The 12,488-nt window shown below is 72.1% G+C and carries 14 protein-coding genes and 1 pseudogene; 3 read left to right on the top strand and 12 right to left on the bottom strand.

Translation table 11 applies throughout. The annotated features are described in order from the left end of the window. Positions 1–8 precede the first annotated feature (8 nt). From ACZ5CW_RS33655 to ACZ5CW_RS33645, 3 genes are all read right to left on the bottom strand, one after another. Positions 9–368, bottom strand: a complete 360-nt coding sequence (locus ACZ5CW_RS33655) for a Pepco domain-containing protein (RefSeq protein ID WP_468608168.1) — start codon at positions 366–368, stop codon at positions 9–11. A gap of 177 nt (positions 369–545) precedes the next feature. Then, positions 546–1,205: an NADPH-dependent F420 reductase gene (locus ACZ5CW_RS33650; protein ID WP_468608166.1), complete on the bottom strand. Its 660-nt coding sequence runs from the start codon at positions 1,203–1,205 to the stop codon at positions 546–548. A gap of 109 nt (positions 1,206–1,314) precedes the next feature. Beyond that, a complete protein-coding gene (locus ACZ5CW_RS33645; RefSeq protein ID WP_468608164.1) occupies positions 1,315–2,307 on the bottom strand; it encodes a zinc-dependent alcohol dehydrogenase family protein in 993 nt (330 codons plus the stop codon). Positions 2,308–2,409: 102 nt separating this feature from the next. Here ACZ5CW_RS33645 and ACZ5CW_RS33640 point away from each other — a divergent pair, with 102 nt between their 5' ends. Then, complete coding sequence (locus tag ACZ5CW_RS33640; protein WP_468608162.1) at positions 2,410–3,366, top strand: AraC family transcriptional regulator; 957 nt, start codon at positions 2,410–2,412, stop codon at positions 3,364–3,366. Here the strand turns inward: ACZ5CW_RS33640 and ACZ5CW_RS33635 are convergent. Continuing rightward, positions 3,336–3,674 carry a hypothetical protein gene (locus ACZ5CW_RS33635; RefSeq protein ID WP_468608160.1) on the bottom strand — a complete coding sequence of 113 codons (339 nt, stop codon included), beginning with the start codon at positions 3,672–3,674 and terminating at the stop codon, positions 3,336–3,338. The two genes, ACZ5CW_RS33640 and ACZ5CW_RS33635, sit on opposite strands and share 31 nt — an antisense overlap. Positions 3,675–3,761: 87 nt before the next feature. Between ACZ5CW_RS33635 and ACZ5CW_RS33630 the strand changes: the two are divergent. Continuing rightward, a pseudogene (locus ACZ5CW_RS33630) lies at positions 3,762–4,007 on the top strand (ABC transporter ATP-binding protein); the annotation flags it as partial. A 68-nt stretch (positions 4,008–4,075) separates the two neighbouring features. On the opposite strand, the gene ACZ5CW_RS33625 reads toward ACZ5CW_RS33630, so the two are convergent. After that, entirely contained in the window at positions 4,076–4,288 is a 213-nt protein-coding gene (locus tag ACZ5CW_RS33625; RefSeq protein ID WP_468608330.1) for an EF-hand domain-containing protein, read from the bottom strand. Positions 4,289–4,347: 59 nt separating this feature from the next. Next, positions 4,348–5,259 carry a helix-turn-helix domain-containing protein gene (locus tag ACZ5CW_RS33620; protein WP_468608158.1) on the bottom strand — a complete coding sequence of 304 codons (912 nt, stop codon included), beginning with the start codon at positions 5,257–5,259 and terminating at the stop codon, positions 4,348–4,350. A gap of 48 nt (positions 5,260–5,307) precedes the next feature. Here ACZ5CW_RS33620 and ACZ5CW_RS33615 point away from each other — a divergent pair, with 48 nt between their 5' ends. After that, positions 5,308–5,949 (top strand): GNAT family N-acetyltransferase, encoded by a 642-nt coding sequence (locus tag ACZ5CW_RS33615; RefSeq protein WP_468608156.1) that lies wholly within the window; start codon positions 5,308–5,310, stop codon positions 5,947–5,949. Between the two features lie 59 nt (positions 5,950–6,008). Here the strand turns inward: ACZ5CW_RS33615 and ACZ5CW_RS33610 are convergent, their stop codons facing one another. From ACZ5CW_RS33610 to ACZ5CW_RS33585, 6 genes are all read right to left on the bottom strand, one after another. Then, positions 6,009–7,196, bottom strand: coding sequence for a YVTN family beta-propeller repeat protein (locus ACZ5CW_RS33610; RefSeq protein WP_468608154.1), 1,188 nt, complete (start codon positions 7,194–7,196; stop codon positions 6,009–6,011). Further along, positions 7,196–7,996 carry a polysaccharide deacetylase family protein gene (locus ACZ5CW_RS33605; protein ID WP_468608152.1) on the bottom strand — a complete coding sequence of 267 codons (801 nt, stop codon included), beginning with the start codon at positions 7,994–7,996 and terminating at the stop codon, positions 7,196–7,198. The genes ACZ5CW_RS33610 and ACZ5CW_RS33605 overlap by 1 nt, the downstream gene beginning before the upstream one ends. Before the next feature lie 104 nt (positions 7,997–8,100). Further along, positions 8,101–8,604 (bottom strand): ATP-binding protein, encoded by a 504-nt coding sequence (locus ACZ5CW_RS33600; RefSeq protein ID WP_468608150.1) that lies wholly within the window; start codon positions 8,602–8,604, stop codon positions 8,101–8,103. A 300-nt stretch (positions 8,605–8,904) separates the two neighbouring features. Beyond that, complete coding sequence (locus tag ACZ5CW_RS33595; protein WP_468608148.1) at positions 8,905–9,672, bottom strand: enoyl-CoA hydratase/isomerase family protein; 768 nt, start codon at positions 9,670–9,672, stop codon at positions 8,905–8,907. A 79-nt stretch (positions 9,673–9,751) separates the two neighbouring features. After that, the gene (locus ACZ5CW_RS33590) at positions 9,752–10,984 is read right to left on the bottom strand and encodes a L,D-transpeptidase (RefSeq protein WP_468608146.1); all 1,233 of its coding nucleotides are present in this window, start codon (positions 10,982–10,984) and stop codon (positions 9,752–9,754) included. Positions 10,985–11,141: 157 nt separating this feature from the next. Further along, complete coding sequence (locus tag ACZ5CW_RS33585) at positions 11,142–12,365, bottom strand: L,D-transpeptidase (RefSeq protein WP_468608144.1); 1,224 nt, start codon at positions 12,363–12,365, stop codon at positions 11,142–11,144. Between the last annotated feature and the right edge of the window lie 123 nt (positions 12,366–12,488).

Below are 12,488 nucleotides of genomic sequence, written 5' to 3'. Positions count from 1 at the left end.
ACGGCCCGTCACGCACCGAAGGTCAGCGTGATCGCTCCCTTGGCTCCGACCTGAGCCGAGGTGCCGACCAGGGCGATGCCTCCGCTCGCGGTGATCTCGAAGGACACCTGGGCCTGGCGCAGCGGCATGCCCGCGTCCGGCACCTGAAGGCTGCCGAGCACCTGCTGCAGTGCGTCGACGGTGCGCTGCAGGTTGTCACGCAGAATCGCCACCGGGATCTGCCGGAGCGAGGCGTCGCCGCCGTTGCGGCCGAAGATGCCCATGTCGCCCGCGCCCGTGGGCGGTCCGCCGTCGATGGACACCAACACGTCGACGGACGGAACGGTCTCGTCCTGGTCGGTGTGCGCAGCCTTGGCCGTCTCGAACACGGGCCCCCCTCATCTCACCGCCCTGGAGCCTCACATCCTAGGGGCCCGCGTCCCGCGTCGGCCGGGTAACTCGGCATTCGGTGGAACGGGCCCGGCGGCGGTGCGACACCGCCCGGCGATCCCGTGCCCGGGCCGGCCGCCGGACGGTCCGGGTCTGCCGGTGGCAGGGCGTCCGGCTCAGGCCCGGAAGTCCGCCGGCCGTTCCGGGGAGGCGGCCGCCAGGGCCTTCTTCACGCCCTCGACTCCTGCCCGGAGGCCGTACACGGGGGTTCCCGGCTGCTGGTGCCAGGAGTCGTCGATGCCGCCCGCGTCGACGGTGTCGAAGCCCAGTTCGTCGATCAGGTCGCGGACGGTCCGCTTGGCCGCCTCGTCGTCGCCGGCCACCGGGAGGGCGATGCGCTCGGGGTCGCCCGCGGGGCGGGGGCGGTCCAGGATGTCCTGGGCGTAGGTGCCGTTGAAGGCCTTGATCACCGGGTGGCCGAGGTGCTGTTCGGTCCAGCGGCTCTCGGTGAGGCCCTCGTCCTCGACGGCCGCGATCCGGCCGTCGCGCTGCGGGTAGTAGTTGCCGGTGTCGATCACCGCGGCGCCCTCGGCCGCGCCGTCCAGCAGGCCGGAGGGGAGGCCCGGAACCGCCTTCAGGGGGACGGTGACGACCACGACCTGGGCGCCCCTGGCCGCCTCCTCGGCGCGGACCGGGGAAGCCCCGGTCTCCTCGGCGAGTTCCTTGAGCGTCTCGGGGCCGCGCGAGTTGGCCACGGACACGTCGTGGCCGAGGGCGGTGAGCCGCCGGGTGAGGTTGCCGCCGATGTTGCCCGCGCCGATGATGCCGATCTTCATGACACGCCCTCCGGGAGGTCGATGCATGCATGTGCATGCGTCTCTACGGGGGCGTCAACCCGGCGGGGCGGGGGTGTATTCCGACCGCGCGGCAATCGGGTGAGCGGGGTCAGAGCCGTACGACGATCTTCCCGGTGTGGCGGTTCGATTCCATCAGGCGGTGAGCGTCCTGGATGCGGTCCAGGCCGTCGAAGACCTCGGCGACCACGGGGCGCAGGGTGCCGTCGGTGAGACCGGAGCCGAGGTAGTGGGCGGCGCGGTGGCGGCCCTCGGGAGTGCCGGTGAGCGCGATGTTGGCGTACCCGTGGACGGTGAGCGGCCACTGCCGGGGCAGCACGATGGGCTGCTCGTCGAGCCAGCCGTAGCCGACCAGGGTGCCGTCCGCGACGGCCGCACCGCCGAGCGCGGCGAAGCCGGCCCCGCCGATCGCGTCCAGGACGATGTCCACGCCCCGCCCGCCGGTCAGCCTGCGGGCCTCCTTCACCACGTCCTCGTCCTCGCTGACGATCACGTGCTCGGCGCCCAGGTCGAGGAGCCGCTGCCGCTTGGCCCCGGTGCGGGTGGTGGCGATCGGGACGGCACCGGACCGGCGGGCGACCTGGATCGCGGCCGTGCCGACCCCGCTGGAGGCGCCGGTGATCAGCACCCGGTGCCCGGGGACCAGCCCGGCCCGCTCGACCAGGGCGCCGTAGGCGGTCGTGTAGGTCAGCCAGGCGGCGGCGCCCGTGACCGCGTCGACACCGGCGGGGAGCGGGACGAGGGCGCTTTCGGGCAGGACGGCCCGGTCGGCGTGGACACCGTGGGCGCTGAGTTCGAAGTTGGCGGCGGCCAGGACCTTGTCGCCCGGCGCGAATGCGGTGACGCCCTCGCCCACGGCCTCGACCTCGCCGGCCGCCTCGTAGCCGTTGCGGGAGGCCGGGAGGGTCGGCCGGTAGTAGTAGGTGCCCGCGCGGAAGAGGGCCTCGGCGCGGTTGACGCCCAGCGCCTCGGTCTTCACCAGGACCTCTCCGGGGCCGGGTGCGGGCAGATCGACCTCCTCGACCTCGAGGACGTCGGGGCCGCCGAGTTCGTGAAAGAGCACTGTGCGTGCGGTGGTTGTCATGTCGTCGACGCTAAGTGCCTTTGCGGGGACGCTCCATGTCCTTCTGTCTCGGTTTCCTGTCTGATCGTCTCCCTTCATCGGACTGCTCGCTAGAGTCGCCTCATGGACGTGCTCAGCGACGTCGTCGCCGCCATGCGCACCGGTCGGCCGCATTCCGCGCGCCGGTACAAGTACGCGCCGTGGGGCCTGCGGTTCGCCGCCGCCGACGAGGCCGGGTTCCATGTGGTGCTGCGCGGCTCGGCCTGGCTGATCCCGGAAGGCGGGGAGCCGGTGGCGCTGGCGCCGGGAGACGTCGTCTTCCTCGCGCACGGGCTGGGCCACGGGCTGGCCAGCGGGCTCGACGTACCGCTGCGGGACGTACGGCCGCTGCCCGACGGCACCTGGAGCGGGCCGCCCGACGAACCGCGCGAGGGCTGCCCTGACACCGTCACCCTGTGTGGGACCTACCGGCTCGACCGCGCCCGTGCCCACCGGCTGCTGGCCGAGCTGCCGGAGGTCGTGCACCTGCCCGCCCAGGTCGGTGGCCACCGTTCGCTGCGGGCCGCGGTGGAGCTGCTGGGGATGGAGCTGGAGGAGCAGCGGCCGGGCACCGACGCGATCGTCACCTCGCTGCTGGACACGCTGCTGCTGTACATCCTGCGCGCCTGGTGGGAGAGCGAGCGCGCGGCGGGGCGGGACCGGGGCTGGGCGGCGGCGCTGGCCGACCCGGCGGTCGCGGCGGCGCTGCGCGCGATCCACGGCGCCCCGGCCCGCCCCTGGACGGTCGCGGAACTCGGCGCCGCCGGAGGGCTGTCCCGGGCGGCCTTCGCCCGCCGGTTCACGGCGCTGGTGGGCGAGCCGCCGCTGACGTATCTGACGTGGTGGCGGATGACGACGGCGGGCCGGCTGTTGCGCCACGACGACCTCTCGCTGCGCCAGGTGGCCGACCGCACCGGCTACACCTCGGAGTTCGCCTTCGCCAAGGCGTTCAAGCGGGAGTACGGGGTGGCGCCGGGCCGGTACCGCGGGGGCTCCTCCCGTGGCCGCCGTCAGTCGGGGCCGGTGCAGGGCGGCCGGTAGTCGAGGCCGGGAAAGTGGCGGGACCACTGGGCACGGCTGATGGTGCCGCGGACGTGGGTGCAGGCGTGGGCGAGTGCCCAGGACAGGTCGGTGTGCCAGATCTCGACCGTGTGGTCGTTGCTCAGTGTGACGATCGCCCCGCGTGCCGAGAGGGGGAGGACGGTCGCGAGCCCTCCCCGGAGACCGGTCAGCGCGGCCCGTCCGACCGGTCGCGCGGGGTCGCCGGCCGCCCACAGACGTACCGTCCCGTCCAGGCCGGCCGTGAGCAGGGTGCGGCCGTCGGGGGCGAACTCCACCGAGGTGATCATGCCGGTGTGGCCGTCGAGCCGGCCCAGCCGTCGCGGGCGGCGCGGATCGCTCACGTCCCACAGGCGGGCCGTGCGGTCGTCGCTGCCATCGAGGCGCTGGAGGAGCTGCGGTCGGCGCGGCCCGAACTGGCCACCGTGCTGGTCACCCATCACCTCGAGGAGCTGCCCCCGGGTACGACGCACGCCGTGCTGCTGCGTGAAGGGCGGGTGTCGGCCTCGGGGCCGGTGGAGACGGTCCTCACCGGTGACCGGGTAGGCAGGTGCTTCGGTCTGCCGTTGACGCTGGAGCGGCAGGGGGGCCGCTGGAGCGTACGGGTCCGGCGGGCCGGGTGAAGGCATGACGAAGGGGGCGCCCGTCCCGTGGCGTCTCGGTCCGGGACGGGCGCCCTCTCACGAGGACGTCACTTGTTCAGGTAGGCCCAGAACTCGTCGAACGACAGGACCTTGTCGCCGTTGAGGTCACGGGACTTGATGATGGCCTCCGCCACCGTCTCGGTGACGTTCCAGTCACCCTCCTGGGCCAGGGCGGACTTGAACTCCGCGGCGGTGATGAATCCGTCACCGTCCCCGTCGATCCGCTGGAACTGCTTGCGTGCTTCCTCGATGTCCGCCACCGATCCGCCCCTTTTGTTCGTGTTTCTCATGCCGTGCTGGCGTACTGACGCTGGTCAGATTAACGGCCCGTGCGAGCGCGGAGTGCGGCGACCACCCACGCGAAGTCCTCGGCGTGCGGGGGCGCGGGTGTGCGGTTGACGATGGCGAGCAGTTCCCGGTAGCGGGCGACACGGTCGTTGAACCCGGCCGTCATGCGTTCCAGTACGGCGGCCGGGTCGGCGTCCCCGAAGAGATCGCGCAGCACCGCCTCGGCCTCCGGCGCCGTGGGCTCGACACCGCGCTCGCGTGCCGGGGCCACCAGCTCCACCAGCCGCTTGGCGAACCACAGCGACCGTCCGCGCGGTTCCCCGGGCTCCCGGTCGGCCGCGTTGAACTCGACCGCCCGGCGCATCTGGGCCCGGAAGTCCGGATCCTGGAGCATCTCGGCCAGCTCCACCCAGGCGTCGGCCTGTTCGGGCGTGGGATCATCGGCCAGGTCGACGGCGGTGTTCCGCATCCGCTCCTTGATGTCGGGGTCCACGGTGTCGAGCCCGTGCAGCGTCTCCGCCACGAACTCCTCCATGATGCGTTGCCGTTCCGCGGCCGACAGCCGCGCCAGTTTGTTCATCAGGGTCGTCTCCTCAGCGGTCGAGCCGCGTCGCGCCACGGTCGACAGCACCGCCCGGGTCACCTTCAGCGACCGGATCTGCGCGTCCAGCGCCGCCACGTGCGTGGCCGCGACCTGGGCCACGGTCCGCTCGCCGGCCAGCACCGCCCGTACGTCCTCCAGGCCGAGCCCCAGCTCGCGCAGGGTGCGGATCAGCTCCAGGCGGGCGACGCAGGCGGCGTCGTAGAGCCGGTAGCCGCCGGACGACCGGGTCACCGGCGCGAGCACACCCTCGTCGGACCAGTAGCGGATGGTGCGCACGGACAGTCCGGTGGCGCGGGCCAGCTCGCCGATGGTGAGAAGTCCGGTGCCGTCTTCGATCATGTCTGCGAGTCTGGGCCTTCCAGTGGGTGGAGACTCAAGGAGCGGGCCTTGGCGACCTTGCGGGACATTCTCGAGGCGGCGGCGGCCGGTGCCTTTCCGCCCCCGGACGGCGGTACCACGGTCGTGCCGCAGCCCTCGCCCCGGGACGCGGGGGTGATGTCCTTCACCGCGCACTCGGTGGTCTTCACGGACGAGGACCCGCGGTGGGTGTACGAGACGCTGAGCGGGGTGGACTGCGACGCGCTGGCGGCGACGATGAACCCGCGGTTCCTGGCGGCCCTCATGGACCGGACGGGGCGCCGGACCGAGACCATCGACGCGGTGCTCGTCGGTCTGCCGCTGCCGGACGAGCCGCCGCTCGCGCTGACGGAGATCGAGGACCCCGCTCATCCCCGTGTCCGATACGCCCGCGGGCGCCGCAGCGAGGTGCGTGCCTGGGCGGCCGACGGCGGGGTGCTGGTGACGGGGCGCGGGGTCGCCGGCCGGCTGGAGGTGTCGGTGGAGGTGGACGGCGCCGGACGGCACCCGGGCCTCGGGCGGCAGCTGGTGACCGCCGCCCGGTGTCTGGCGACGGAGCCGCTGTGGGCGCAGGTCGCGCCGGGCAACGCCCGCAGTCTGCGGGCGTTCCAGGCGGCCGGGTACCGCCCGGTGGGCGCGGAGGCACTGCTGCGTCCGGGCCGGCCGGGATGACCTCGCCGGCCGGGGCCCGGTCCGGCAGCGCCGCCGGCCGGGCCCCGCCCGCCGCCGCGTCAGCGGAAGATGCCGGTGTGCCCGAGGGAGTAGCGCCCCGGCTGGGGGTAGACCGCGAGGCCGTGCGGGCCGCTGCCGACCTTGACGCGGGCCAGTTCCTTGCCGGTGCGGGTGTCGATGGCGTACACCTCGGAGTTGTAGCGGCCGGAGAGCCACAGGACCTTGCCGTCGGCCGAGACTCCGCCCATGTCGGGGCTGCCCCCGCCGGGCAGGTGCCACTTCCGGGTGAGCCGGTTCCGGGTGAAGTCGAAGATCGAGACGGAGCCCTCGCCCCGGTTGGAGATGTACATCTCGCGGGAGTCCCGGCTGATGTAGAGGCCGTGGGCGCCCTTGCCGGTGGCCAGCAACCGGGGTCGGGTGAACCTGTCCCCGTCGAGGATCCACACGCCGTCGGCCATCATGTCGGCGATGTAGAACAGCTTGCCGTCCGGGGAGATCTTGACGTCCTGCGGCATGGCGCCCTTGAACGGCAGCTTCTCCTGGGCGACGACCTTCATCCGCGCGGTGTCGACCTTGAGGATCTCGCCGCTGAACTCGCAGGAGACGATGAAGTAGCGGCCGTCGATCGAGAAGTCGGCGTGGTTCACGCCGTAACAGCTGACCGGCACCGCCTTGACGACCTTCATGGTGTGCGCGTCACGGAAGACCAGCCGGCGGTCCATGGAGGCCATGACGACGGCGTACTTGCCGTCGGGCGTGAAGTACAGGTTGTACGGGTCGTGCACCTCGACCGGCTTTCCGGCCCTGCCGGTCCTCGGATCGATCGGGGTGAGGCTGTTGCCGAGGTCGTTGTTGACCCAGAGGGTCTTGAGGTCCCAGGACGGTACGACGTGCTGGGGCTGGCGGCCGACCGGGATGGTCTCGACGACCCGGTAGGTCGTGGGGTCGATGACGGTGACCGTGTCGGAGTTGGTGTTGGGGACGTACACCCGGGACGGGAAGTCCCGGACCGCCGGGGAGAGCCGGTTCGGGCGGTCGGCGGCGTAGAGGTCGGTCGGGTCCTCCACGGGCGGCATCCCGGGCAACACGTTCACCTGGGCCTTCCTCACCTGCGGCTGGACCGGTGCCTTGCTCGCGAGCGTCTCGTCCTCGCGGTGCCGGTCCCCGCCGCCGCACGCGGACAGCAGTGTCAGGGCGGTGAGGGCGGCGCCGGCGGCCAGCAGGCGGGCGGCTTTCGTGGTTCGCATCAGCTCAGCAGCTCCGTGGTGGTGACCGCGCGCAGTCCTCGGCGGTCGAGTTCATGGAGGACGCCGGGCAGGGCGGCGACCGTGTCCGGGTATCCGAAGTGCAGGCTCACCACCGATCCGTTGGTCACGTCGGCGAGGACCTTGCGGGTGACGGCGGCGGCGCCGGGGCGGGTGTGGTCGAGGGAGTCGACGTCGTACGACAGCACGTGCGGGTAGCCGGCCGCCCGGGCCAGCCGGGCGACGAGCGGGGAGGCTGCGGGTGCCCGGGAGGGGCGGAACCAGGTGCCGATGGATCCGGTGAGCCGCGCGAGCCGGTCGGCGCAGTCGGTGATCTCCCGGCGGGCGTCCGCCTCGGCGAGGGTGTTGACGGCGATGTGCCGCTGGGTGTGGTTGCCGAGGTCGTGGCCGCCGTCGAGGATGCGCCGGGCGACCTCGGGGTGTTCGTCCAGCCAGCTGCCGACGGCGAGCACGGTGAGGCGGGCGCCCTGCCGCTCGGCCTCGCTCAGCAGGGAGTGGGCGAGCGCGGGGTCGCCCTGGCCGTGGAAGGTGAGGGCGATCTTTGGACGGGTGCGCGGGCCGTGGGTGATCTGCACGGGCTGCCCGGGGTAGGCGCGGGGGGCGGGGGCGGCCTGCTGGGCGGTGGCCGCGGGGCGGCCGGCCCGGTGGGTCGCGGAGGCCTCGGGGCGGGGCGGGGCCGCGGTCCGGTCGGTGCCGCATCCGGTGGCGAGCGCACCGCCGGCGACGAGCCCGGCGCTCGCGCGCAGCACCCCGCGGCGGTTGGTGGTGGTCACCCGCACCATTTAAGGGGCGATGGGCAGGAAAACCGCCGATTGGTCACTTCGGGGGCGTTCTCGGGTCGCACCCGAGGCCGTCCGGGTCCAGGGGGTTTCCGGACGAAGCCCCCCTAGCGGTCGGCGACGCGCATCTCGAACCAGGTCGTCTTGCCGCGCGGAAGCAGATCCACGCCCCATCGGTCGGAGAGCTTGTCCACGAGGAACAGTCCGCGGCCGCTGACGTCCATCTCCTGAACCGGCATCAGGCAGGGCAGCCCGCGCGAGGGATCGCGGACCTCCACACGGATCCAGCCGGGGCGGCGGCGCATCCGGAGGCCGAAGACCCGGGCGCCGGTGTGCCGTACGGCGTTGCCCACGAGTTCCGACACGAGTAAGACGGTGTCTTCGGTGAGCTTGGGGCTCAGCCGCCAGGTGCGCAGGACGACGACCTGGGCGAGCCGCCGCGCGGTGGCCGCGGACTCCGGGCGGGACGGCAGCGGCACCTCCGCCTCCGTCGGGTTTCCGAACAGTTCGAGCGCCTTGAGCGCCTGCTCGTCCTCGACCGCAGGCGACCAGCGCGCCGCGGCCGCACGGCTGTGTCCCCGCGGCTGTTCGATGCCCTCCAGCCCCGCCATGCCCCCCATGATGGCGGCCCGGAGCCGTCTTGGGGGCCGTTCCGGAGGAATACGCCCCCCGTACGCCCCCTTCGCACGCTGGTCGATCGGCATATGCCGAAGGCATACCGATGCCCGGTGCAGCCCGGTTGACCTGCGGCGACACCTCGATTCCGGGCAAGCGTCAAGTTACCTCGACAGGGCGGTTTTAAGGTTGCCTTAAGGCTTTCATAAACCGCCCCATCGAGGGACCCCGGTGAGGCGACGCGTCAATTGCAGGTGCCCACAAGGGAGTTAGGACGCCGTTCACACGGACGGCGCTCAGAGGAACTTGGCCTTGCCCGGCCCCTCCTCCACGAAGCTGCGCATGCCCCGCTCGCGGTCCTCGGTGGCGAACAGGCCTGCGAACCAGTTCCGTTCGACGGCGAGCCCGGTGTCGATGTCGGTCTCCAGACCGGTATCGACGGACTCCTTCGCCGCGCGCAGCGCGATCGCCGGGCCCTGGGCGAGCTTCGCGGCCCAGGCATGCGCCTGCTCGTACACCTCGGCGGCCGGGACGACCCGGTCGACCAGGCCGATCGCGAGGGCCTCGTCGGCCTTGACCTGACGGCCCGTGAAGATCAGGTCCTTGGCCTTGGAGGGGCCGACCAGCCGGGGAAGCCGCTGGGTACCGCCGGCGCCCGGGATCAGGCCGAGCAGGATCTCGGGCTGGCCGAGCTTGGCGTTGTCGGCGGCGATGCGGTAGTCGGCGCACAGGGCCAGTTCGCAGCCGCCGCCGAGCGCGTAGCCGGTGACGGCGGCGACGACGGGCTTGGGGATGCGGGCCACGGCGGTGAAGGAGTCCTGCAGGGCGCGGGCACGCAGGATCATCCCGGCGTGGTCCATGTTCTGCATCTCCTTGATGTCCGCGCCCGCCGCGAACACCCGCTCGCCACCGTAGATCACCACGGCGCGCACGTCGTCACGGCGCGTGGCCTCCTCGGCGAGTTCCTTGAGCCGGTCCTGGGTGGCGATGTCCAGCGCGTTCATGGGCGGACGGTCGAGCCGCAGGGTGCCGACGCCTTCGGCGACTTCGAGAGTGACGGTCATGCAGAGCAGGTTAACGGTGATTAACGGCCGCGGGCCCGGTGCCGTTCCTCACAGCACCGGGCCCGGTCGTCCGGTGGGGTCACTTCTTCCAGTCGGCCCAGGACATGTTCCAGCCGTTGAGGCCGTTGTCCGGGGCCACCGTGCGGTCGTGGGAGTTCTTGACGACCACCACGTCACCGATGATCGAGTGGTTGAAGAACCAGGCCGCCGGGACGCCCTTGTCGTACCCGCCGCGTACGTCCCGCAGGCCGACGCAGCCGTGGCTGGCGTTGTAGTTGCCGAAGGCGTCGCCGCCCCAGTAGTTGCCGTGGATGAAGGTGCCGGAGGTGGTGAGGCGGATGGCGTGCGGGACGTCCTTGATGTCGTACTCGCCGCCGTAGCCGACGGTCTCGCCGTTCATCCGGGTGACGGCCAGCTTCTCGCTCATGACCATCTGGCCGTTCCACGTGTCGTAGCCGGGCTTGCCGGTGGTGACCGGGATGGTCCTGATGACCTTGCCGTCCTGGGTGACCTTCATCGTGTGCTTCTTGGCGTCCACGACGGAGACCTGGTTGCGGCCGATGGTGAACTTCACGGTCTTGTGCTGCTCGCCGTAGACGCCGTCGCGGCCCTCGACGCCGTCCAGGTTGAGGTCGACGGTGACCTTCGTGCCTTCCTTCCAGTACTTCTCCGGGCGGAAGTCCAGGCGGTCGTTGCCGAACCAGTGACCCTCGACGTCGACGGCCGGCTCGGTCTTGATCCTGACGGCCTTCTCGACGTCCTCGGGGTGGGTGATGCCCCGGGTGAAGCGGACGGAGAACGGCATGCCCACGCCGACGGTGGAACCGTCCTCGGGGGTGAAGTGGCCGACGAAGGTGTTCTTCGGGGTCAGGGTGGTGAACGAGGAGTCCTCGGCGGCCTCGCGCCCCTCGGAGTCCTTGGCGACCGCGTGCACCGTGTACTCGGTGCCGGCGGCCAGGTGGGTCGACGGCGTCCAGGAGGCGCCGCCGCCGGTTATCGCGCCGTCGATCTCCGTGCCCTTGGCGTCCTTGACGGTGACCCCGGTCAGCTTGCCCCGGGTGACGTTCACCTTCAGGGCGCCGCTGGTGTCGACGCCCTTGGCGCCTGACGTGGGCGAGATGCTGACGGCGGCCGTCGACTGCTCGCCCTGCCGGGTGCCCTTGCCCTTGCCGTCGTCCGGGCCCGACCCCGAGTCGCCGCCCCCGGCGCACGCGGTGACAGCCATCAGCAGGGCGCCGGATATCAGCACCAGGCCCTTACGGCCCCGTCCCCGGCCCCCGGCCGACGCCCCCGATATAGGCCGCACGTTCAAGTTGTCTCCCCTCGCCGGGCCTGATAAGGCCCGCTCCCCACCACAACTGGTGCGCGCATATTAACCGCCGGGTTTTGAGCTGGGTGTCAGGCGAATGTCACCGTTCCGTCGCAACTTCCGCCCGGTGCCCCCGCCCCGAACCCGGCCCCTCACCTGGTTACTTCTCCGCGCTGCCCGCTTTCCACTCCTTCCAGGCCATGTTCCACCCGCCGAGCCCGTTGTCGGGCGCGACCGTCTTGTCCTCGCTGTGCACGACCTCGACGACGTCACCGACGAGGCTGCGGTCGAAGAACCAGCCCGCCGGGGTGTCCGAACCGCCGCCCTTGACGTCCCTCAGACCCACGCAGCCGTGGCTGACGTTGCTCTGTCCGGGGGCGTCCGGGGCCCAGTAGTTGCCGTGCAGGAAGGTGCCGGAGTCGGTGAGCTTCATGGCGTGCGGGACGTCGGGGATGTCGTACTCGCCGCCGAAGCCGACGGTGCGGCTGTTCATGCGGGTGACCTCCAGCATGTCCATCACCACCATCTTCCCGTTGTACGTCGGGTGCTTGGGGGCGCCCGCCGTGATGGGGACGGTGGCGAGGAGCTGTCCGTCGCGGCGTACGTCCATGGTGTGCTCGGCCGCGTCGACCAGGGAGACCTGGCTGCGGCCGACGGTGAAGGAGAACGTCTTGTCCTGCAACCCGTAGACCCCCCGCGCGCCTTCGACGTCCCGCAGGTCCAGGTCGACGGTGACCTCGGTGCCGGGCTTCCAGTAGTGCTCGGGGCGGAAGTCCAGGCGGCCCTTGCCGAACCAGTGCGGACGGATCTCCACGGGCGGCCGGGCGCTGACGTGGACGGCGCGTTCGACGGCGGCGCGATCGGCGATCTCCCGGCTGAAGGAGAGGGAGACGATCATCCCGGTGCCGACGGTGGCGCGGTTCTCGGGGGTGACGTAGGCGATGAACCGCTCGTCGGGGACGTAGGTGGTGAAGGTGGTGTGCCGGGCGGAGCGGCGGCCCTGGGAGTCCAGCGCGACCACGTCGACGGTGTACCTGGCGGCGAGCGCGAGCCGGTCCGTGTCGGGCCGCCAGGTCAGGCCGTCGTCGCTGATGCGCCCGGGGACCGGGGACTCCTGCGCGTCCTGCGACTTGACGACGGTCACCTTCTCCAGCCGTCCGCCGGGCACCCGGACCCGCAGCCGGTCGCCGGGGCGTACGGCCTTGCCGCCGTCCTCGGGGGTGACGCGGATGACGTCCTGGGGGGCCGGGGGTCTGCCCAGCGCCCCGCCCATGCCCAGCGGTCCTGAGCCGTCCATGGAACAGCCGGCAAGCAGCCCTGTCCCCATCACTGTGGCCGCCAGCGCGGCCCACGCGCGCCGTGCGCGTCCTTGTACGTGCCTCACGCGGGGCTCAACGACCGGGCCCGCTCCGGGGAAACGTGAGTGCGACGCACCCACTGGGCAGAACAGAGGGAAGGACGACACGTTGGGGAGCCGCCGCGCCCGTGTCAGGGGGGTGTGGGGCGC

This window comes from Streptomyces sp. NPDC031379 (assembly GCF_055569615.1).
The sequence above is the reverse complement of the archived record's forward strand: the minus strand, read 5'-3'. Positions and strand labels throughout refer to the sequence as shown.

What these genes read in the sequence shown, in the direction of transcription:
- ACZ5CW_RS33650 (WP_468608166.1), bottom strand. Translation starts at nt 1,205, where the DNA reads ATGAAGATCGGCATCATCGGCGCGGGCAACATCGGCGGCAACCTCACC.
- ACZ5CW_RS33645 (WP_468608164.1), bottom strand. Translation starts at nt 2,307, where the DNA reads ATGACAACCACCGCACGCACAGTGCTCTTTCACGAACTCGGCGGCCCC.
- ACZ5CW_RS33640 (WP_468608162.1), top strand. Translation starts at nt 2,410, where the DNA reads ATGGACGTGCTCAGCGACGTCGTCGCCGCCATGCGCACCGGTCGGCCG.
- ACZ5CW_RS33635 (WP_468608160.1), bottom strand. Translation starts at nt 3,674, where the DNA reads ATGATCACCTCGGTGGAGTTCGCCCCCGACGGCCGCACCCTGCTCACG.
- ACZ5CW_RS33620 (WP_468608158.1), bottom strand. Translation starts at nt 5,259, where the DNA reads ATGATCGAAGACGGCACCGGACTTCTCACCATCGGCGAGCTGGCCCGC.
- ACZ5CW_RS33610 (WP_468608154.1), bottom strand. Translation starts at nt 7,196, where the DNA reads ATGCGAACCACGAAAGCCGCCCGCCTGCTGGCCGCCGGCGCCGCCCTC.
- ACZ5CW_RS33605 (WP_468608152.1), bottom strand. Translation starts at nt 7,996, where the DNA reads ATGGTGCGGGTGACCACCACCAACCGCCGCGGGGTGCTGCGCGCGAGC.
- ACZ5CW_RS33600 (WP_468608150.1), bottom strand. Translation starts at nt 8,604, where the DNA reads ATGGCGGGGCTGGAGGGCATCGAACAGCCGCGGGGACACAGCCGTGCG.
- ACZ5CW_RS33595 (WP_468608148.1), bottom strand. Translation starts at nt 9,672, where the DNA reads ATGACCGTCACTCTCGAAGTCGCCGAAGGCGTCGGCACCCTGCGGCTC.